This window comes from Streptomyces sp. SID8374 (assembly GCF_009865135.1).
Taxonomy (GTDB): domain Bacteria; phylum Actinomycetota; class Actinomycetes; order Streptomycetales; family Streptomycetaceae; genus Streptomyces.
Map to the genome: position 1 here is coordinate 4,543,365 of NZ_WWGH01000001.1, position 19,039 is coordinate 4,562,403.

The 19,039-nt window shown below is 72.6% G+C and carries 17 protein-coding genes; 12 read left to right on the forward strand and 5 right to left on the reverse strand.

The genetic code is table 11. The features are described 5' to 3' along the window. Positions 1-171: 171 nt before the first annotated feature. Positions 172-1,743, forward strand: coding sequence for a hypothetical protein (locus GTY67_RS20215; protein WP_161279583.1), 1,572 nt, complete (start codon positions 172-174; stop codon positions 1,741-1,743). 54 nt (positions 1,744-1,797) lie between these two features. Here GTY67_RS20215 and GTY67_RS20220 read toward each other — a convergent pair whose 3' ends face one another. After that, a complete protein-coding gene (locus GTY67_RS20220) occupies positions 1,798-3,078 on the reverse strand; it encodes an ABC transporter substrate-binding protein (protein ID WP_161279584.1) in 1,281 nt (426 codons plus the stop codon). Positions 3,079-3,252: 174 nt separating this feature from the next. Here GTY67_RS20220 and GTY67_RS20225 point away from each other — a divergent pair, with 174 nt between their 5' ends. Further along, positions 3,253-3,699 carry a hypothetical protein gene (locus tag GTY67_RS20225; protein ID WP_018510773.1) on the forward strand — a complete coding sequence of 149 codons (447 nt, stop codon included), beginning with the start codon at positions 3,253-3,255 and terminating at the stop codon, positions 3,697-3,699. 240 nt (positions 3,700-3,939) lie between these two features. After that, on the forward strand, positions 3,940-4,839 hold the full coding sequence (gene purU, locus GTY67_RS20230) for a formyltetrahydrofolate deformylase (protein WP_093687342.1): 900 nt from the start codon (positions 3,940-3,942) through the stop codon (positions 4,837-4,839). 15 nt (positions 4,840-4,854) lie between these two features. Here purU and GTY67_RS20235 read toward each other — a convergent pair whose 3' ends face one another. Together GTY67_RS20235 and GTY67_RS20240 are read right to left on the reverse strand one after the other, a co-directional pair. Beyond that, complete coding sequence (locus GTY67_RS20235) at positions 4,855-6,339, reverse strand: zf-HC2 domain-containing protein (RefSeq protein WP_161279585.1); 1,485 nt, start codon at positions 6,337-6,339, stop codon at positions 4,855-4,857. Beyond that, positions 6,336-6,929, reverse strand: a complete 594-nt coding sequence (locus tag GTY67_RS20240; RefSeq protein WP_093687346.1) for a sigma-70 family RNA polymerase sigma factor — start codon at positions 6,927-6,929, stop codon at positions 6,336-6,338. The genes GTY67_RS20235 and GTY67_RS20240 overlap by 4 nt, the downstream gene beginning before the upstream one ends. 350 nt (positions 6,930-7,279) lie before the next feature. Here GTY67_RS20240 and GTY67_RS20245 point away from each other — a divergent pair, with 350 nt between their 5' ends. Next, positions 7,280-7,654, forward strand: coding sequence for an STAS domain-containing protein (locus GTY67_RS20245; RefSeq protein ID WP_093687348.1), 375 nt, complete (start codon positions 7,280-7,282; stop codon positions 7,652-7,654). A 115-nt stretch (positions 7,655-7,769) separates the two neighbouring features. Then, complete coding sequence (locus tag GTY67_RS20250; protein WP_093687350.1) at positions 7,770-8,297, forward strand: EF-hand domain-containing protein; 528 nt, start codon at positions 7,770-7,772, stop codon at positions 8,295-8,297. Positions 8,298-8,371: 74 nt separating this feature from the next. On the opposite strand, the gene GTY67_RS20255 is transcribed toward GTY67_RS20250, so the two are convergent. After that, on the reverse strand, positions 8,372-9,949 hold the full coding sequence (locus GTY67_RS20255; protein ID WP_161279586.1) for an AMP-binding protein: 1,578 nt from the start codon (positions 9,947-9,949) through the stop codon (positions 8,372-8,374). Positions 9,950-10,121: 172 nt separating this feature from the next. Between GTY67_RS20255 and GTY67_RS20260 the strand changes: the two genes are divergently transcribed. The 4 genes from GTY67_RS20260 to GTY67_RS20275 all read left to right on the forward strand — a co-directional run bounded on the left by GTY67_RS20260 (position 10,122) and on the right by GTY67_RS20275 (position 14,506). Then, positions 10,122-11,321, forward strand: a complete 1,200-nt coding sequence (locus GTY67_RS20260; RefSeq protein WP_093687354.1) for an amidohydrolase family protein — start codon at positions 10,122-10,124, stop codon at positions 11,319-11,321. A gap of 9 nt (positions 11,322-11,330) precedes the next feature. Then, complete coding sequence (locus GTY67_RS20265; protein ID WP_161279587.1) at positions 11,331-12,488, forward strand: acyl-CoA dehydrogenase; 1,158 nt, start codon at positions 11,331-11,333, stop codon at positions 12,486-12,488. 6 nt (positions 12,489-12,494) lie between these two features. Continuing rightward, positions 12,495-13,508 (forward strand): acyl-CoA dehydrogenase family protein, encoded by a 1,014-nt coding sequence (locus tag GTY67_RS20270; RefSeq protein ID WP_161279588.1) that lies wholly within the window; start codon positions 12,495-12,497, stop codon positions 13,506-13,508. Positions 13,509-13,945: 437 nt separating this feature from the next. After that, a complete protein-coding gene (locus GTY67_RS20275; protein ID WP_161279589.1) occupies positions 13,946-14,506 on the forward strand; it encodes an ATP-binding protein in 561 nt (186 codons plus the stop codon). Positions 14,507-14,556: 50 nt separating this feature from the next. Here the strand turns inward: GTY67_RS20275 and GTY67_RS20280 are convergent, their stop codons facing one another. Then, positions 14,557-15,483 carry a cyclase family protein gene (locus tag GTY67_RS20280; protein WP_093687435.1) on the reverse strand — a complete coding sequence of 309 codons (927 nt, stop codon included), beginning with the start codon at positions 15,481-15,483 and terminating at the stop codon, positions 14,557-14,559. Between the two features lie 84 nt (positions 15,484-15,567). On the opposite strand from GTY67_RS20280, the gene GTY67_RS20285 reads away from it, so the two are divergent. The 3 genes from GTY67_RS20285 (at position 15,568) to GTY67_RS20295 (ending at position 19,033) form a co-directional block, all read left to right on the forward strand. Beyond that, positions 15,568-16,524, forward strand: a complete 957-nt coding sequence (locus tag GTY67_RS20285) for an SDR family oxidoreductase (protein WP_161279590.1) — start codon at positions 15,568-15,570, stop codon at positions 16,522-16,524. A 308-nt stretch (positions 16,525-16,832) separates the two neighbouring features. Beyond that, complete coding sequence (locus GTY67_RS20290; RefSeq protein WP_161279591.1) at positions 16,833-17,987, forward strand: acyl-CoA dehydrogenase family protein; 1,155 nt, start codon at positions 16,833-16,835, stop codon at positions 17,985-17,987. Continuing rightward, positions 17,984-19,033, forward strand: coding sequence for a Zn-dependent alcohol dehydrogenase (locus tag GTY67_RS20295; protein ID WP_161279592.1), 1,050 nt, complete (start codon positions 17,984-17,986; stop codon positions 19,031-19,033). Before GTY67_RS20290 ends, GTY67_RS20295 begins: the two co-directional genes overlap by 4 nt. Positions 19,034-19,039 lie beyond the last annotated feature (6 nt).

The following is a 19,039-nucleotide window of genomic DNA, read 5'->3' on the forward strand; positions in this document are numbered from 1 at the left end:
CGGGGGCAGCGCGGGGCTTCGTCGCGGGTCGGCCGTTAACAGCGTCCTGCGGGGGCTGGGTGTTACCCGCCCTGTGAAGGGGTGGTGAGGGGGACCACGCGCTTGGCGGAGGCGGGCGGCCACCCGATAGCGTGAGCCGACGATTCCGTTGGTTCACACGTAGGAGTCCCGGTGACGCAGAGCGGACAGGGCGGCGAGCAGCAGCATCCCGCTGGACGACCCGCGCACGAAGGTGTCGTGCTGCCCTCCGACGGCGGTGCCCCCTGGATCCCGGGGGCGCCCACCGGCGGCCAGGCGGACCAGGGCGGGCAGCAGGCCGGGCCGGACGCCGGGCAGGCGGTGCCCGCGGGCGGCGAGCCGTGGGGCCGGCCCTGGGGGCCGCAGTCCGAAGTCCCGGGGCAGCCGGGCGGCCAGGCGCAGGGTGCGTACGGGTATCCGCAGCAGGCCCAGCAGCCCCAGGCTCAGCCGTTGCCGCCCGCGCAGGGGCAGGACCAGTACGGCCAGGACCAGCAGTACGGCCAGGCGTACGGGCAGGGCGGCGCGGGGGCGTACCAGCAGCCGCACCAGCCCCAGCACTCCGACCCGTACCAGCAGAATCAGCAGCACCAGCAGTACCCGCAGCAGCAGGGCCAGCCGTACCCGCCCCAACAGCAGCAGCACCACCAGCCCCAGCCGTACGCGCAGCCGCTCCCCCCGGAAGCGGGCGCCGGTCCCGGGGCGGGCCAGGGCCTCCCGGGCGGGGACGCCGACGCCACGCAGTACATCGCGCCGGTCCCGGCCGGCGGGGACGCGGACGCCACGCAGTACATACCCCCGGTGCCCGGCGGAGCCCCGTACGGGATCAGGCCGGGCGCGCCGGAAGACCGGCAGCCGCCCGCGGAGTTCGACAACCTGTTCCGCTCCGAGGGCCCGGCGGACGCCACGACGCAGATGCCCCAGCAGCAGTACCACCAGCCCCAGCAGCCTCAGCAGGGTTACGGCTACCCGGGGCCCGGCAGCCAGTTGCCGCCCCAGGCGCCGCAGGGCTACCAGTCGGGGCTCCAGGGCCCGCGCGGCGGCGACGGAGCCGCCGAGCCGCCCCTGCACGACGACGGCGGCGACGCCCCCCGCAGGCGCTCGGCCCACATCCCGCTCATCGCCGCCGTCGTCGTCGGCTGCGCGGTCGTCGGGCTCGGCGCCGGTGCGCTGCTCAGCGGCGGCGGCGACGAGGCCAAGGACGACAAGCAGCCCGTGGCGTCGCAGAGTTCACCCGCCACCGCCCCCACCACGAAGGCGGCCGCCGACCCCGCGAAGCCGCAGGCCGAGGCGTTGGACAAGCTGCTCGCCGACAGCAACAACAGCCGTGCGGCGGTGATCAGCGCCGTGGAGAAGATCAAGTCCTGCAAGGACCTGGACCAGGCGAACACCGACCTCAGGGACGCCGCCCAGCAGCGCCGCGACCTGGTGACCCGGCTGGAGGGCCTGACCCTGGACCGGCTGCCGCAGCACGAGGCGCTCAACTCCTCGCTCACCAGGGCGTGGAGGGCCTCCGCCGCGGCCGACGAGCACTACGCCACCTGGGCCCGGCAGGCGAAGAAGAACAAGAGCGTCTGCAAGGGCGGCCAGGCCCGGTCGACCCGTGAGACGGCCCGCGCCAACGAGCAGAGCGGCGTGGCGACCAAGGCCAAGCAGGAGGCCTCGGGGCTGTGGAACGCCATCGCCGAGAAGTACGGCCTGACCAAGCACACCCCCGTGGAGCTCTGACCGGACCGACCGGACCGTAGCGCTCCACGGGCCGGCGGGCGGGTGGGATCAGGTTCAGCCGACCGCCCGCCGGGCGTCCGACAGGGCCTCCGTCACATCCACGAAGCCCTTCTTCTGGGCGATCAGCCGCCCCTTGCGGACCACCTGGAACGTCACCTCCGCGTTGACGATGCGCGGGTAGGGCGAGGTGCCGAGCAGGTCCTTGAACCGCCAGCGGAGCACCGGGGTCAGACCGCCCGTGTCGACCTCGGTGCCCCGGTTGAGCGTGGACGTGACCTTGTTCGCGGTGATCGTGTCGTCGTCGATCGCCGCGACGACCGCCTTCAGCACGGTGTACGCGATCCAGGTGGTCTGCACGCCCGTGTCGTCCGGGTCGATGCGGTTGTCCCCGAAGGCGTACTTCCGGATCACGTCACGCATCCCGTTCCACCGGGCGTCGCCCGCGTCCGGGTACCAGCCGGTGATGTAGGCCCCCTCGAAGGGGCTCTTGGGGCCGCCCGTGCGGTCGATGAGCGGCTGGCTGACGCTGCCGAGCACGGAGGAGACCCTGACCCGCTCGCCCTCCGGCTCCAGTCGGCGGAAGGAGTCGAAGAAGGTCTCCGTACCGGCGCCGAGCACCGCCGTGACGCAGCTGCCGCCCTCGCGCCGGTCCAGCGCCTTGGCGGCCGGCTCGTCGTAGGAGGTGGCGTTCTCCGGGGCCAGGATGTCGGTGGACTCGGGCCGGTGGGCGGCGAGCAGCCCGGTGTTGAGGAGCTGCGGCATCCGGGCGCCGCCGAGCGAGTCGGGCCGCACCAGCGCGACCCGCTCGCAGCCGCCCGCGAGCTGCTGGCCGTGGCCCGCCAGGAGCGCCGACTGGCCGCCGTTGACCGGGTACGAGAGGTAGCTGCGGAACTCCTCGTCGGAGGCGCCGTAACCGCCGATGTACGGAATGCCGCCGGACTCCAGCACCGGGATGGCGCTCTGGCCGTGGCGGCTGTACGAGCCGACGACGGCGGCCACCTTCCGGTCCACGGCCTGCCGGGCGCACCGCTCGGCGCCCGCCGCGGTGTCGTGCTCGTCGCAGGTGATCACGCGCAGCTCGCGGCCGTCGATGCCGCCCTGCTCGTTGATCCAGCGCGCGTACGTCCTGGCCATCGCGGGGACGCCCGGCATGCTCACCGCGTCGGCGTCGTCCACCCGGTCGGGCGCCCAGGTCATCACGGTGACGGGTTCCCCCGAGCCCCCCGAGCCGCCGGGGAGCGCACCGCAGCCGGAGAGCAGCAGCGCCCCGGCCGCGACCGTGCCGATGACGAACTGGAAGGGGCGGGGGATGGCGGTGCGTCTCCGTCCGGTCATGGACAGCAACGCTCCCGCCCCAGGGGTAACGCCACGGTGTGCCGTGTTCAACGCTCGGTGACGTCCAGGTGAATTACGGGGGCCCGCGCGAGTCCGCCGAAAAGGAACGTACGATCGACGACCGTGCAGCAAGGTTCGGAGAACTCTTCCCGTCGCGGCCGTCGCTCCTCCACCATGGGCGTCATGCCGCTCACTGACATGCCGTGGTGGCGCTGGCGCACCAACGTGCGCTCGGCGCTGCACATGCTCTCCGACCCCGTCTTCCACCACGAGTGCTGGCTCGCCGGCCGGGAGGGGTACGGGGACGTCACCGACGCCGTGTACCGCCTGGTCGAGGACACCTGGCTGGACAACTGGTCCGCCGAGAAGTACGTCGGCACCATATTCAGGGACTCCGCCGAGGCGGCCGCCGTCGACACCGCCGCCCTGCGTGTCCTGCGGATCATGCACCAGGTCGGCGCGGACGCCCCCGTCTCCGCCTATCTGGAGCACCACGGCTGGCCGGAGGCGGTCCGCGCGGCGCGCGAGGCGCATGTGATGCTCGCCACCAACGACGCCGAGGACCCGGACATCCCGCCGCGCTCCCTGGACGTCATCCGCATCATGACCAGGGCCGCCTAGGGCCTGTCGTCAAACTGCCGTCTGCCGTGCGGCGTCTGGCACGCACTCCCCCAAGCTCTCGGCTTCGCTTGAGCAGGGGGGACCCCCTCCGGCGTTGCCGAAATGGCCAAGTAGCTCCGCTACGAGGCCATTCCGGCGCCGTGCGATCGCACGCACCAGACGCCGCGCGGCCGCCCTTCGGGCGACGACGGCAGTTTGACGACAGGCCCTAGTACGCGGCGGCTGTGGCACCCTACGAGGATGACCGCACCGCAGCCCACCGCCCCCCAGGCCGCCTCGGACACCGCGCTGCCCGAGCAGTACGTCCTCACGCTCTCGTGCCCCGACAAACAGGGCATCGTGCACGCCGTGTCGAGTTACCTCTTCATGACCGGCTGCAACATCGAGGACAGCCAGCAGTTCGGGGACCACGACACGGGTCTGTTCTTCATGCGGGTCCACTTCTCGGCGGACGCCTCCGTGACGGTCGACAAGCTGCGCGCCAGCTTCGCCGCCATCGGGGAGGCCTTCCGGATGGAGTGGCAGATCCACCGGGCCGCGGAGCGGATGCGGATCGTGCTGATGGTCAGCAAGTTCGGCCACTGCCTCAACGACCTGCTGTTCCGCTCCCGTACGGGGGCGCTGCCCGTGGAGATCGCCGCCGTCGTCTCCAACCACACGGAGTTCGCCGAGCTCACCGCCTCGTACGGCATCCCCTTCCGCCACCTGCCGGTGACGAAGGACAACAAGCCGGAGGCCGAGGCGCAGCTGCTGGAGCTGGTCCGCGAGGAGGACGTGGAGCTGGTCGTCCTCGCCCGCTACATGCAGGTCCTCTCGGACGACCTGTGCAAGCAGCTGAGCGGCCGGATCATCAACATCCACCACTCGTTCCTGCCGAGCTTCAAGGGCGCCAAGCCCTACCACCAGGCGCACGCCCGGGGCGTGAAGCTGATCGGCGCCACCGCGCACTACGTCACCGCCGACCTCGACGAGGGCCCGATCATCGAGCAGGAGGTGGAGCGCGTCGGCCACGACGTGACCCCCGACCAGCTCGTCGCGATCGGCCGGGACGTGGAGTGCCAGGCGCTGGCCCGTGCGGTGAAGTGGCACGCGGAGCGGCGCATCCTGCTCAACGGCCGCCGTACGGTGATCTTCAACTGACCCGCGTACGGACGGCTACAGGCGGCTGAGCGAGGCCGACGCGAACAGTACGTCGCGGATGGCCTCGCGGTCGCCCTCCTGGCCCGCCGCCGCTTCGACCGGCGAGATGTGGCCCGCGACGAGCTGGCAGAACTCCACCCCGTTCAGGGCCACCTGCGCCACCGCGCGGTCGGGCGAGCCGACGGCGGCCGGTGAGTCGAGGGCGATGTACCAGTCACCGCCGCCGTGCCCCTCGACCTCCAGATGGAGCGAGCGGCCCGGCTCACCGGGCGCCACCAGGTCCCTGACCGGTCCGGCGAGCCCGGCGCGGCGGCGCCCCGCGAGGGCGGCCGGGAGCATCCGGGCGGCCAGGTCGATCATCCGGTGCAGATGGGCGGCGGACGGCGGCCGGTACGGGTAGTCCACCGCCTCCGCGATGTCCGTGCCGTGCACCCAGCACTCGAACGCCCGGTCCAGCAGCGCGTCCTGGAGGGGCAGGGCGAAATCGCCGTACGAGACGGAGCGCTCGGCCACGTTCGGCCCGGCCAGCGACACCGTACGGATCAGCTCGTGGGTGAGGTCGCGCCAGGGCTCACGGACGGCCCGGGTGGCGGGCGGGTGCGTGGCCGCCCAGTACGTCTCGGTGCGCCGGGCCGGCGAGAGCGGCACCTCGGCCCCGCCGGTCACCCCGTCCGCGCCGAGCGGGTCGTCCAGGCCGAGGGCGGCGGAGACCAGCCCGTCGACGGCCATCAGATGGCCGATCACCCCGGCGACCGTGGTCCGGCGGGTGACCGCGCGCTCCTCCTCGAACCACTGGAGCCGCACCGGCGCGTGCCACTCGGAGTCGCCGATGTCGCGGAGCAGCGCGTCCAGCCGGGCGGTCTCGGCGTCGTACGCCGTGGCCCACTCCGGAATCGGGATGCGGGCCGGCCGGCGCCCCAGGCAGCCGTCCAGCACCCGGGTCCGCAGCGTCGGATCGAGGTCCAGCGAGCCGTCGGTGTGCAGCAGCCCCACCGCGTCCCGCAACCGCAGCGCCTCGTCCGCACAGGGTGCGCACTCGGTGAGGTGTTCCTCGACGGCTGCGGTCTCCTCGGCCGAACAGGCTGAGAGCGCCCAGGCACCGAGGAGGGCCTTGAGGACCTGGTGGGAGAGGACCGGGGCGGAGGCGTCGGTCACGGTGTCGGGCGGCACGGCGGCGAGGTCCGGGCCGACGGGCTCATCATCAGCCGCGTCGGGTTCATCGGGCACGGCCACGGCGTCCTCAGGCACAGCCTCGTCCCCGGGCCCGGCCTCCTCCGCCGCCGCGCCCGCCTCGGGCACGGCCACGACGCCCTCGTCCTCCTCCGGAACCCCTTGCTCCGGCACGGCCTCGTCCGGCGTGAGGGCTCCCGGCGGCGGCAGCACGGGGCGCGCCACCGCCTCCAGGTCGAGGTCGTCCACCGCGCCGCGCGGGCCCGGTATGCGCCGTGCGCCCCGCACCTCGTCGTCGCGGCGGTCGCCCTCGCGCCCGTCGCCGCTCACCGGACGCGTCCGTAACCGGGTGGGGAGGACCCTTCGAGCGGCCGGGTGTTGGCGGTGGACAGCAGCTGGAGCCCCAGCCGGAGCCGGCGGCGGGCCTCGTCCTCGGTGACCCCGAGGTCGGCCGCGGTCTGCCGGTAGTCCCGGCGCTGGATGTACGCCAGCTCCAGCGCCTGCCGCAGGGAGACGGGCATCGAGGAGACGATGTAGTCGGCCCGGGCCGCCGCGGTGGCGCTGCGCACCCGCCGCTCCAGCTCCTCCGGGTCCGGCACGGCACCCTCGCCGTGCTCCTCGGCGTACGCGGCGGCGGCAGCGCGCCGCAGCCGCTGCACGGAGTGGCGGTGGGTGAGCTTGGCGACCCAGGAGCGCATGGAGCCCTGCTTCGGGTCGTACGCCTCGGGGTTCTCCCAGACCTGGGCGAAGACCTCGCGGGTGACCAGGTCGGCGGCGTCCTCGTCGTCCAGCATCCGGTGCGCCTGGCTGTGGACGAGCGAGGCGAACCGGTCGTACAGCTCACCGAGTGCCGCCGCCTCACCGCAGGCCAGCCTCTGCTGCATCCTGCGGTCCCAGCGGGGCGGTGTGTCCTTCGCCATGAAACCCCCAGCCCCCGGCACTGTCGCCCAGCTCCGTGATGTTCTGCGATGCCTCGTGATCCAGCCTCTGCCCTTGCTGTCCGAATGTAGTCGTCCGCGCGGGCCCCGCACCTGCCTTTGCCGCAACTGTCCGATGTAAGGACGGCTCGCTCTCCACCAATCGATTTCGGCCGTTCTCCCCGGCCCGCCTTCCCTGAGCAGGGGAAACCGGCCGAAGTGATCATTTCCACCGGAAACCCCCTGGGCCCCGGAGGCCGGGGAGGTGTTTCATGGATGCGCGGTTGGGCAGCCGCGAGGAGGAACGGAAACTTCCGGATTGCCGGGAGCCCCGGAACGAGAGGTCCAGTCGCGTGACGCTGAAGGTGGACGAGACCGAGCAGGGCGACTGGACCGTGCTGCGGATACACGGTGAACTCGATCTCGTGAGCTCACCCGTCGTGCGTCAGTCCGTCCACGACGCGGTGGCGGAGGGGCAGCACGATGTGGTCCTCGACCTCTCCGACGTCTTCTTCTGCGATTCCAGCGGGGTGGGTGTACTGATCGCCTCGCGCCGCCTGATGAAGTCCTGCGGCGGCCGGCTGCGGCTGATCCTCCCGGCCCGGGGCGCCGAGGACGGCTCCCACGTCAACAAGGTGCTGGGCGCGCTGGGCGTGCGCAGGCTCTTCGACGTCTACCCGGACACGGTGTCCGCGATCGACGAGGCGTGCGAGCCGCTGACGGCCTGAGCGCGCGTCCGGTGGCGTGTGACCGGCCGAAAGCGTTCGGTGCTGAAGCGAGGTTGTCACACAGGAGGCGTCGCTCGGTGACACGTGGAGGCTCCGGGCGACGTACGCTCCCCGCATGGACAGCGCAGAGTACGAGCGAAAGATCGCGCACCGCTTCGCCGCCTTCGACCAGGACGGCAACGGCACCATCGATCGCGCCGATTTCAACGCCGCAGCCGCCCGTCTGCTCACCGAGTTCGGTACGACGGCCCGCTGCGACAAGGGCCAGGCCCTCTACACCGGGGCCGAGGCCTTCTGGCAGGGCATGGCGGGGATCGCCGATGTGGACGGGGACCAGCGGGTCACCCGTGAGGAGTTCGTCGGCGGGGCGGTCAAGCGGCTCCGGGACAACCCCGAGCGGTTCGCCGAGATCGCCCGCCCCTTCCTGCGGGCGGCGATCGCGGTGGCCGACAGCGAGAACGGGGACGGCCGGGCCTCGGTGGCCTCCGTGGAGCGGGCGCTGAAGGTGCTCGGGGCCAGCGCCGAGATCGCGGGCATCGCGGCCCAGAGCCTGGACACCGACCGGGACGGGCTGATCGCCGAGAACGACGTGGTGGCCGCGCTCGCGGTGTACTTCACGGTGATCGAGCCGGACGACAAGTAACCGCCGCCAGGGTTACGGAGCTGGGTGAGCCACCTCCGTAACCCCTCCCTCAGGTGCTCCCGCCGGAGCCCCGCTCAGGCACTCCCGCCGAACCGCTCCCGCAGCCGGTACTTGAGCACCTTGCGCAGCGTCTCGTTGCGCGGGAGGGCGTCCACCACCTCCAGCTGCTCCGGCACCTTGTGGACGGAGAGCCCGGCGCCCCGCAGCCGGGCGGAGAGCTCGGCCAGGGTCGGCGCAGGGACGCCGGGGACCCGCTCCACCACCGCGCAGACCCGTTCGCCGCGCTCGGCGTCCGGGAGCCCGATCACCGCCACGTCCGCCACGCCCGGGTGGGTGTGCAGCAGGTCCTCGATCTCCTTGGCCGAGATGTTCTCGCCCTTGCGGATGATGATGTCCTTCAGCCGCCCGGTGAGCGTGAGGTGCCCGCTCTTCCGGACCCGGCCCAGATCCCCGGTGATCAGGAACCCGTCCCCGTCGAAGGCGGCGGCCGTGGCCCCGGCGTCCAGATACCCCCGGCAGACCGCCTCCCCGCGCAGCCGTACCTCGCCCTCCACGCCGTACGGGAGCGGCTTGCCCTGCTCGTCGGTGATCCGGATCTCCATCCCCTCCGGCGGCCGCCCCTCGGTCAGGGCCAGGTTCTCCGGGGTGTCGTCCGGCGCCCCCATCGTGATCATCGGGACCTCGGTCATCCCGTACCCATGGGTGAGCTGGACCCCCATCTCCCGTACCACCGCGTGGTACACCTCCGGCGGCTTCGGCGCTCCGCCGCCCGCCAGCAGCCGCAGGGAGGGGATCAGCGGGCGGCCCGGCTCCTTGCGCTGCTCGGCCAGGAACATCGCGTAGAAGGCCGTCGACCCGCCCGCCACGGTCACCCCGTGCCTGCGGTACTCGTCCAGGGCCTCCGGCAGCGCGAACTGCTCGAACATCACCGCCGGGAACCCGTACAGCAGGAGCATCACCGTGTAGTCGGGCCCGGCGACATGCGCGTACGGGAACGCCATCGACCCCACGTCGTCCGCCGACAGCTTCAGCGCGTGCGCGAGGCAGGAGCCGCCCGCGATCAGGGAGCGGTCGGTGTGCAGGACGCCCTTGGGGTCGGAGGTGGTGCCGGAGGTCCAGTAGATCCACCGCACCTCCTCGCCGCTCTCCGGGCCGGGCGGGGGCGGCAGGGTCGCCGGGTCGCCGTCGGGGAGGTCCTCGTACGCCTCGAAGACCCGCGGCGGGTCGGCGAGCCCGGCCGCGAGCCGCTCGGCCATCGCGGTGTGGTCGAAGCCGCGCCACACGCCCGGCACGGCGAAGAAGGCGGCCCCCGACTCCCGTAGCGCGAACCGCACTTCGCGGTCCCGGTAGAACGGGATGACCGGCGTCTGTACGGCCCCGAGCCGGGTCAGGGCGAAGGAGAGCAGGGCCGTCTCCAGCCGGGTCGGCAGCTGCCAGGCCACCACGCTGCCCGCCCGCACGCCCATCCCGTACAGCCCGGCGGCGACGCGTTCGGCCCGGTCCCGCAGCTCCCCGAAGGTCAGGACGCGGTCGCCCTGGAGCAGGACCGGGCGGTCGGGGGTGAGGGCGGCACGGGCTCCGACCAGCTCCCAGAAGGTGCGGGAGGCGCCCAGCGCGTGGGCGGTCGCGGTCACGTCGTTCACGGCGGTCACAGGGGTCCCTCCGAACTGACGGACAGTCAGATATTGCGCAGAGCGTAGGGCTCCGCGCCTTGTCGGTCCAGGGGTGCGGGGCTAGCCTGAGTGCCGCAATCCAATCTGACGGACCATCAGAAAGCACCTGGGGGCGGGTAGTCGGCAGGTGCGCCGGAGGGGACGACCCACCATGACGGACACGGAACTGCCTCGGATCGTCAGCGTCGACGACCATGTGATCGAGCCCGCGCACCTCTTCTCCACCTGGCTGCCCGCGAAGTACCGCGAGCGCGGCCCGCAGCCGCTGACGGCGGGCATCGGCGAGCTGGCCTACACGGGCGGGAAGTACGTCATCACGATGGACCCGGACGGGCCGCCGACCGACTGGTGGATCTACGAGGACCTGAAGTTCCCGTACAAGCGGAACATCGCCGCCGTCGGCTTCGACCGCGACGACATGACCCTGGAGGGCATCACCCGGGCCGAGATGCGGCCCGGCTGCTGGGACCCGGCCGAGCGCCTCAAGGACATGGACCTCAACCATGTCGAGGCCTCGCTCTGCTTCCCGACCTTCCCGCGCTTCTGCGGCCAGACCTTCGCCGAGGCGCACGACAAGGAGGTCGCCCTAGCCTGCGTACGGGCGTACAACGACTGGATGGTCGAGGAGTGGTGCGGCGACAGCGGCGGCCGCCTCATCCCGCTCTGCATCATCCCGCTCTGGGACATCGGTCTCGCGGTCGCGGAGATCAAGCGGAACGCGGCCCGGGGCGTCCGGGCGGTCACCTTCTCCGAGATCCCCACCTACCTCGGGCTGCCGTCCATCCACACCGGCTACTGGGACCCGTTCTTCGCGGTCTGCCAGGAGACCGGCACCGTCGTCAACATGCACATCGGCTCCAGCTCCCAGATGCCCGCAGCCTCCCCGGACGCACCCCCGGCCGTGCAGGCCTCGCTCTCCTTCAACAACGCGATGGCCTCGATGATGGACTTCCTCTTCAGCGGGGTGCTGGTCAGGTTCCCGACGCTCAAACTGGCGTACAGCGAAGGCCAGATGGGCTGGATCCCGTACGCCCTGGAGCGCGCCGACGACGTGTGGGAGGAGCACCGGGCGTGGGGCGGGGTGCGCGATCTGATCCCCGAGCCGCCGTCCACGTACTACTACCGGCAGATGTTCTGCTGCTTCTTCCGCGACAAGCACGGCATCGCCTCGCTGGACGTCGTCGGCCGCGACAACGCCACCTTCGAGACCGACTACCCGCACGTGGACTCGACCTTCCCGCACACCAAGGAGGTCGCCCTCGACCACGTCAAGGGGCTCGACGACGAGACGGTCCACAAACTGATGCGCGGAAACGCGATCCGGATGCTCGGCCTGGACCTGGACAAGTAGGCGGGGGCGGTGGATCTCGCGTACACGGAGGCCGAGGAGGAGTTCCGGGGCCGGCTGCGGGAGTGGCTGGCCGCCGTCCTCCCCGGCCTGCCCCCGAAGCCCTCGCCCGACGACTGGCCCGCGCGCCGGGCGTACGACACGGCCTGGCAGCGGATGCTGTACGACGCCGGGTACGCGGGCCTGCACTGGCCGGCCGACGCGGGCGGGCGGGGCGCCACCCCCACCCAGCACCTGATCTTCCTGGAGGAGACGGAGAAGGCCGGGGCGCCCTATGTCGGGGCGAACTTCGTCGGACTGCTGCACGCCGGGCCGACCATCGCGGCCGAGGGGACCGCCGAGCAGCGGGCCCGCTGGCTGCCGCCGGTGCTGCGCGGCGACGAGATCTGGTGCCAGGGGTTCAGCGAGCCGGACGCGGGCTCGGACCTGGCCGCGCTGCGGACGCGGGCGGTGCGGGACGGGGACGACTACGTGGTGAGCGGCCAGAAGATCTGGACCTCGCACGCGGAGGTGGCCGACTGGTGCGAGCTGCTGGTGCGGACGGACCCGGGGGCGCCGAAGCACCGGGGGATCAGCTGGCTGGCGATGCCGATGGACGCCCCGGGGATCACGGTCCGGCCGCTGCGGACGCTCGCCGGTTCGACGGAGTTCGCGGAGGTTTTCCTCGATGAGGTCCGGGTGCCGGTACGGAACCGGGTCGGCGCCGAGAACGACGGCTGGCGGGTCACCATGGTCACCCTCTCCTTCGAACGCGGTACGGCCTTCGTCGGCGAGGTCGTCGCCTGCCGCCGCACCCTGGACGCCCTGGCCGCCGAGGCGCGGCGGAACGGGCGGTGGGACGACGCGGTGCTGCGCCGCCGCCTCGGCCGCCTGAACGCCGAGTTCCGGGCCCTGTGGCGGCTGACCCAGTGGAACGTGGGGGAGTCGGAGCGTACGGGCGGGGTGCCGGGCATCGGCGGCTCGGTCTTCAAGCTGCGCTACTCCGGCGTACGCCAGGAGCTGTACGAGGCGGCGGCGGAGGTGCTGGGCGCGGAGGGGGCCTTCGACCTGGACCGGGAGTGGGCCCTGGACCGGCTCTCCTCCCTCTCGTACACCATCGCCGCAGGCACCTCGCAGATCCAGCGGAACATCGTCGCCGAGCGCATCCTCGGCCTTCCGAAGGGGCGCTGACCTGCCATGGACTTCCAGCTCTCGGACGACCAGAGGGCCCTGCGGTCCGGGATGCGCGACCTGCTCGGCGCGGTGTTCGACCGGGACCGGATGCGGGCGGCGGTGGAGCGGGGCGGCGGCGTGGACCGGGGCCTGTGGCGGGAGCTGGGGGCGGCCGGCCTCTTCGCGCTGCGGCTGCCGGAGGAGGCGGGCGGGGTGGGGCTCGGGCTGCCGGAGGCGGTGCTGCTCTTCGAGGAGGCGGGCCGGGCGCTGCTGCCGGGGCCCTTGGTGGCCACGCACCTGGCGGCGGGGCTGGTGAAGGGGGCCGCGGAGGGGGAGGCGGTGGTGGCGGTCGCGGAGGGGGCCGGTCGGCCGGTGGCGGACCTGGGGGATGCGGACGCGGTGCTGGTGGCGGGGGGCGCGGAGGTGCTGACGGGGGAGGCGCTGGAGGCGTTCGCGGCGGGGGCTGTTCCCGTACGGTCGATGGATCCCCTGACCCCGCTGCACCGGGTGGAGGGGCGCTGGGCGGGCGCGGGAGCCTCGGAAGGGCGCTCGGCGGGTGCGGGGGCCTCGGAGGCGTACCCCGGCGCACTCCGCCGCGAAGGGGCGCTTCTCACTGCTGCCGAACAACTGGGAAGCGCCACGCGCACCACCGAGATGGCCGTTCAACACGCCGGTGCGCGCGAACAGTTCGGTTCGCTCATCGGTTCGTTCCAGGCGGTCAAACACCTCTGCGCCGACATGCTCGCCCGCACCGAACCGGCCCGCAGCGCGCTGTACGCGGCCGCGCTGACCGGCGACCCGGTGGAGATCGCGGCGGCCAAGCTGCTCGCCGACGAGGCGGCCGTACGCAACGCGCGGGACTGCCTCCAGATCCACGGCGGTATGGGTTTCACCTGGGAGGCAGATGTTCACCTCCACCTGAAACGGGCCTGGCTCCGGGCGGCCCGCTGGCTCACGGCGGCCGAGGCGGAGGAGATCCTGGCCGCCGATCTGGGCCCCGTACGGCCGCTGTACAGCGGTTCAGCAGCAGGTGGATGACCGGCCGGCGAAGCGGGGGGTGGAGGGTGACTCAGTGCAGCCGGTCGGCGTCGATACCGGGTTGTGTCCTTTGCGTGATTCGTCACCGGGTGGAGTCGGCGCCGGGCTCGGGTACGCTCCGTGGGATGCGAGTGGTTCTGGAACCGGGCGATCCGGGGGCGGCCTGTGCGGCGGCTCCGGTCCGGGGCGAGGGCTCTTGCCGGAGATGTGCCGGGCCTGCCCGGGAAGCGATTCTCGCGGTCTCTGCGCGCTCCTGTTCGACTCCCCGCAGCGTGCGTCGCACAGTATGCACCACGCGTACTCCTTCGCGCTGGAATATGCCCGAAGCGCTTGTTGCGGTGACTGTACGTCAACCATGCTGTCGCGTAAGGGAATCACGTTCCGTGACCCTGAGGAGGCGCGAGGCGATGTGTCCGCCGGTTCGGATGGTGTGAGCGGTGCAGGTGCTTCAGGTTCAGCTGGAGGTCGGTCCGGATCCCGCAGAGGTGGGGCGGGCCCGTAGATGGGCGCGGTCGCGTCTGGTCGGTTCCGGGATAGGGGATGACGAGCCGCTCGCGGAGACGCTCATCCTGCTGATCTCGGAGCTGGTCACCAACGCGGTCGTCCACACGGGCTGCCCCGCCGTGCTGCGGATGCTGTTCGGCGGGGGAGGCGGCGCCGGGGAGGCCGGGACCGTCCGGGTGGAGGTCGCGGACGCCAGCGACTGCCCGCCCCGCCCGCGCCACGCGGAGGGCGACGACACCAACGGCCGGGGCCTGGAGCTGGTGGACGGCCTCGCGGACCGCTGGGGCTGGCAGCCGGAGGGCGCCGGGAAGCAGATCTGGTGCGAGGTGGACCGGGGCGCTCCGGTGGGGGGCCCGATGGGCGCTCCGGGGGCGGACCGGGAGGCGCCGAGGGTCGTGGCCCAGGAGGCGCCGCCGAAGGTCGTCGTGCAGGGCGGCGAGGTGTGCGAACCGCCCTCCTGCGTCTTCACGAACGTGACCGGCCTGGCCACCTGAGCGGCTTCACCGGCTGAGCGGCTTCCCCGACGGGACCGGAACGTACGGGATCACAGCACCGCGACCGGGGCCACCGGAGATCCGGTGGCCCCGGTGAACGGCTCCGGCGCGGCGGTGAGCAGGAAGGCGTACCGCTCCTCCTCCGCGCAGGCGGTGGACAGCGCCTCCAGGTCCCAGTTCTGGCCCTGGAGCATCCCCATCTCGACGAGGTGGAGCGCGTGCACGGGCATCCACAGGTCCTCGATCTCCGGCGGGAAGATCTCGAAGGTCAGGGTGTCGTTGGCGACCGCCGCCACGTCCCGGGCGTGGAACCACTCGGGCGTGCGCACGGACAGCCCGGGCGACGGATAGCCGTACGCGTGCCGGTCCCCGGCCAGGACGACCTGCACCTGCCCTGTCCGTACGAGGACGACGTCCCCGGCCCGTACGCGTACGCCTCCGAACTCCTCGGCCGCCTCCAGGTCCTCCGGCGTGACGGCGTGCGCGCCCCCCAGCCGGTCCACGCCCCGGGCGCGCGCGACATCGAGAAGCACCCCCCGTGACACGACGTGCTCCACGGCGGCGATCGAGGAGAACTGCGCGCCGGCGTGCGCCGTGATGGTGTCCGCCGGACGGCCGTTGTAGATCTTCCCGCCGTGCGAGGCATGGGTCAGGGCGTCCCAGTGGGTGGCGGCCTGGAGCCCCATGGTCACGGTGTCGTCGCTGGTGGCGACGGTCCCTGGCCCGAACATCTCCTGGTTGATCTGGACCATCGTGTGCAGCGGGTCGATCCGCCCCGGGATGAACCCGCTCTGTACGCCGCCGTGGCGGAGCGGGAGCGCGAGCGGTATCCGGCGGCCGCTCCGGACGGTGGCTGCCGCCTCCCGTACGACGGCGTCGGTGATCAGGTTCAGCGTCCCGCGCTCGTCGGCCTCGCCCCAGCGCCCCCAGTTGTTCACGCGCTCGGCGATCTTGTGGAACTCGGCCGGCAGGGACATGGGGGCCTCCTGGGTCTTGTGCCGGAGTATCCGACTGACCGTAAAATCTAACGGACCGTCAGAAACCGCGGGAAGGGGCCGGGCATGGGGAACTTCTTGGCAGGCAAGGTGGTCGCGGTCACGGGGGCCGGCCGGGGCATCGGACGGGCGGTCGCGCTCGCGGCGGCGGCGGAGGGGGCGCGGGTCGTGGTCAACGACTACGGCGTCTCGGTGGAGGGCTCCGAGCCCACCAGCGAGATCGCCCGATCGGTCGTCAAGGAGATCGAGGCGGCGGGCGGTTCGGCGGTCGCGGTGGCCGACGACATCTCCACGATGGCGGGCGGCCAGCGGATCGTGGACACGGCGCTCGCGGAGTACGGCCGACTCGACGGGGCCGTGTGCGTGGCCGGGATCCTGCGGGAGCGGATGCTGTTCAACATGTCCGAGGAGGAGTGGGACCCGGTCCTCGCGACGCACCTGAAAGGCACGTTCACGGTCTTCCGCGCCGCCTCGGCGGTGATGCGGAAGCAGGAGGGCGGGGGCACGCTGATCGGCTTCACCAGCGGCAACCACCAGGGGAGCGTGTCGCAGGCCAACTACAGCGCGGCGAAGGGCGGGATCATCTCGCTGGTCCGCAGCGCGGCGCTGGGCCTGCACCGGTACGGGGTCACGGCCAACGCGGTCGCCCCGGTGGCCCGGACCCGGATGTCGGCCGGGGTGCCGATGGAGCTCGCGGAGATCGGTGAGCCGGAGGATGTGGCGGCGCTGGTGGTCTACCTGCTGAGCGAGCGGGCGCGGGCGGAGAAGATCACCGGCCAGGTGTACACGATCGCCGGCCCCAAGATCGCGGTCTGGGCCCAGCCGAGGGAGCTACGGGCGGGGTACGCGGAGGGCGGCCCCTGGACCCCGGAACGGATCGCGGCCTTCCTGCCGGGGACGGTGGGGATGGACCCGATGCCGATGCTGGCGCGGGTGGAGGAGATGGCGAAGGCGGCACGGGCGGGAGCACGGCCGAACGCACCTTCAAGCCCGTCCGGCGCTTCAAGCCCGTCCGGCGATTGAGGACGGGACCGACCCCTCCGGCCGCTCCGGCGTGGGGCCGCCATCTCAGCCGCTTCGGGGTGGGGCCCGCCATCTCAGCCACTTCGGCGTTGGGGGGGGCGGGGTCAGACTCCAGCCCCTCCGGCGCTTGAGGAGCGGAGGCCCGAACAACCCAAGCCCGTCCGGCGATTGAGGACCGGGGATCTGGGGGCGGAGCCCCCGGGGTGCTGCCCCGGACCCCGCTCCTCAAGCGCCGGAGGGGCTGGGGGCGGCCGCTTCACGAGCGGAGGAGCCGGGGGGCCGCGCCCCCAGGACGACAGGAGGCACGCATGGACTTCCGGTTCACCGACGACGACCACACCTTCCGCACGCACGCCCGCACCTGGCTGGAGGCCCACCTCACCGACACCCCCACCCCCGACCCCCACGCGTGGGAACGCGAACTCGGCCAGGCGGGGTGGATCGGCATCGGCTGGCCGGAGGACGGCGGCGCGGGCTACGGCAACCGCCCCGCCCCCCTCACCCACCAAGTCATCTGGGCCGAGGAGTACGCCCGCTCCACCGCCCCGCCCCGCCTCGGCCACATAGGCGAGAACCTCCTGGCCCCCACCCTCATCACGTACGGCACCGAGGAGCAGAGGCAACGCCACCTGCCCCCCATCGCCCGCGGCGAGACCTTCTGGTGCCAGGGGTACAGCGAGCCGGGCGCGGGGTCCGACCTCGCCGGCATCCGCACCACCGCCACCCCGGACACCACCGCCGGCGGCCACACCGTCACCGGCCAGAAGATCTGGACCTCCCTCGCGAAGGACGCCGACTGGTGCTTCGTCCTCGCCCGCACCGACCCCGGCTCCACCCGCCACCACGGCCTCTCCTTCCTCCTCGTCGAGATGGACCAGCCGGGGCGCATCGACGTACGGCCGATCCGCCAGATGACCGGCACCAGCGAGTTCAACGAGGTCTTCTTCGACGGGGCCCGGGCCGCCGAGGTGGTCGGCGGCGAAGGCAACGGCTGGCAGGTCGCCATGGGCCTGCTCGCCCTGGAGCGCGGCGTCTCCACCCTCGCCCAACAGATCGGCTTCGCGCGGGAGTTGGACCAGGTGGTCGCTGCGGCCAGGGCGACCGGGGCCGCCGAGGACCCGGTCATCAGAGCCCGGCTCGTACGCCAGTGGGCCGACCTTGTCACCATGCGCCGCCACGCCCTCCGCACCCTCGGCACCACCGGCGACCCGGCCGCACCCAGCGTGGCCAAGCTCCTCTGGGGCGGCTGGCACCAGCGGCTCGGCGAACTGGCGGTGGAGGTGGGCGGCGAGGCGGGAGCCGTCGGCCCACGGCCTTGGTCGCCGACCCACCCGTACGAACTCACCACCGCACAGCACCTGTTCCTCTTCAGCCGGGCCGACACCATCTACGGCGGCTCCGACGAGATCCAGCGGAACATCATCGCCGAGCGGGTGCTCGGCCTACCGAGGGAGCCGAGATGAGAGGCGTCGTCTTCGACGGCACACGGACCGAGGTCGTCGACGACCTGGAGATACGCGCCCCGGGCCCCGGCGAGCTGCTGGTGGCGGTGGCCGCCGCCGGTCTCTGCCACAGCGACCTGTCGGTGATCGACGGCACGATCCCCTTCCCCGTCCCCGTCGTGCTCGGACACGAGGGCGCGGGCGTGGTGGAGGCGGTCGGCCCTGGCGTCAGTCACGTACGGCCGGGTGATCACGTCGCGCTCTCGACCCTCGCCAACTGCGGGACCTGCGCCCAGTGCGACCGGGGCAGGCCCACGATGTGCCGACGGGCGATCGGCCGTCCGGGGCGCCCGTTCTCCCGAGGCGGCAAGGAACTCTTCCAGTTCGCCTCCAACTCGGCTTTCGCGGAACGTACGTTGGTACGCGCCGTCCAGGCCGTGAAGATCCCCGCCGACCTGCCCCTCACCTCCGCCGCCCTGATCGGCTGCGGGGTCCTCACCGGCGTCGGGGCCGTACTGAACCGGGCGAAGGTCGACCGGGGCGACACCGTCGTGGTCATCGGCACCGGCGGCATCGGCCTCAACGTGCTCCAAGGCGCCCGGCTGGCAGGCGCGCTCACCGTCGTCGCCGTCGACAGCAACCCGGCGAAGGAGGCGGTGGCCCGCCAGTTCGGCGCCACGCACTTTTTGACGAGCACCGACGGCGTACGGGGCATCCTCCCCGACGGGGCCGACCACGCCTTCGAGTGCGTCGGCCGCACCGAACTGATCCGCCAGGCGATCGACCTGCTGGACCGGCACGGCCAGGCGATCCTGCTCGGCGTCCCGGCGGCGGACGCCGAGGCGTCGTTCACCGTCTCTTCGATGTACCTGGACAAGTCCATCCTCGGCTGCCGCTACGGCTCCTCACGCCCGCAGCGGGACATCGCCCTGTACGCGGACCTGTACCGCGAGGGCCGCCTGCTCCTGGACGAACTGGTCACCGAGACCTACCCCGTCGAGGACTTCGCCAAGGCCGCCGACGACGCCCACCACGGGCGGGTGGCGCGGGGGGTCCTGGTCTTCTGATCCCGC

Coding starts and splice junctions, on each gene's coding strand:
- GTY67_RS20285 (WP_161279590.1), top strand. CDS start 15,568: ATGGGGAACTTCTTGGCAGGCAAGGTGGTCGCGGTCACGGGGGCCGGC.
- GTY67_RS20240 (WP_093687346.1), bottom strand. CDS start 6,929: ATGGCGAAGGACACACCGCCCCGCTGGGACCGCAGGATGCAGCAGAGG.
- purU (WP_093687342.1), top strand. CDS start 3,940: ATGACCGCACCGCAGCCCACCGCCCCCCAGGCCGCCTCGGACACCGCG.
- GTY67_RS20270 (WP_161279588.1), top strand. CDS start 12,495: ATGGACTTCCAGCTCTCGGACGACCAGAGGGCCCTGCGGTCCGGGATG.
- GTY67_RS20290 (WP_161279591.1), top strand. CDS start 16,833: ATGGACTTCCGGTTCACCGACGACGACCACACCTTCCGCACGCACGCC.
- GTY67_RS20280 (WP_093687435.1), bottom strand. CDS start 15,483: ATGTCCCTGCCGGCCGAGTTCCACAAGATCGCCGAGCGCGTGAACAAC.
- GTY67_RS20225 (WP_018510773.1), top strand. CDS start 3,253: ATGGGCGTCATGCCGCTCACTGACATGCCGTGGTGGCGCTGGCGCACC.
- GTY67_RS20220 (WP_161279584.1), bottom strand. CDS start 3,078: ATGACCGGACGGAGACGCACCGCCATCCCCCGCCCCTTCCAGTTCGTC.
- GTY67_RS20250 (WP_093687350.1), top strand. CDS start 7,770: ATGGACAGCGCAGAGTACGAGCGAAAGATCGCGCACCGCTTCGCCGCC.
- GTY67_RS20260 (WP_093687354.1), top strand. CDS start 10,122: ATGACGGACACGGAACTGCCTCGGATCGTCAGCGTCGACGACCATGTG.
- GTY67_RS20295 (WP_161279592.1), top strand. CDS start 17,984: ATGAGAGGCGTCGTCTTCGACGGCACACGGACCGAGGTCGTCGACGAC.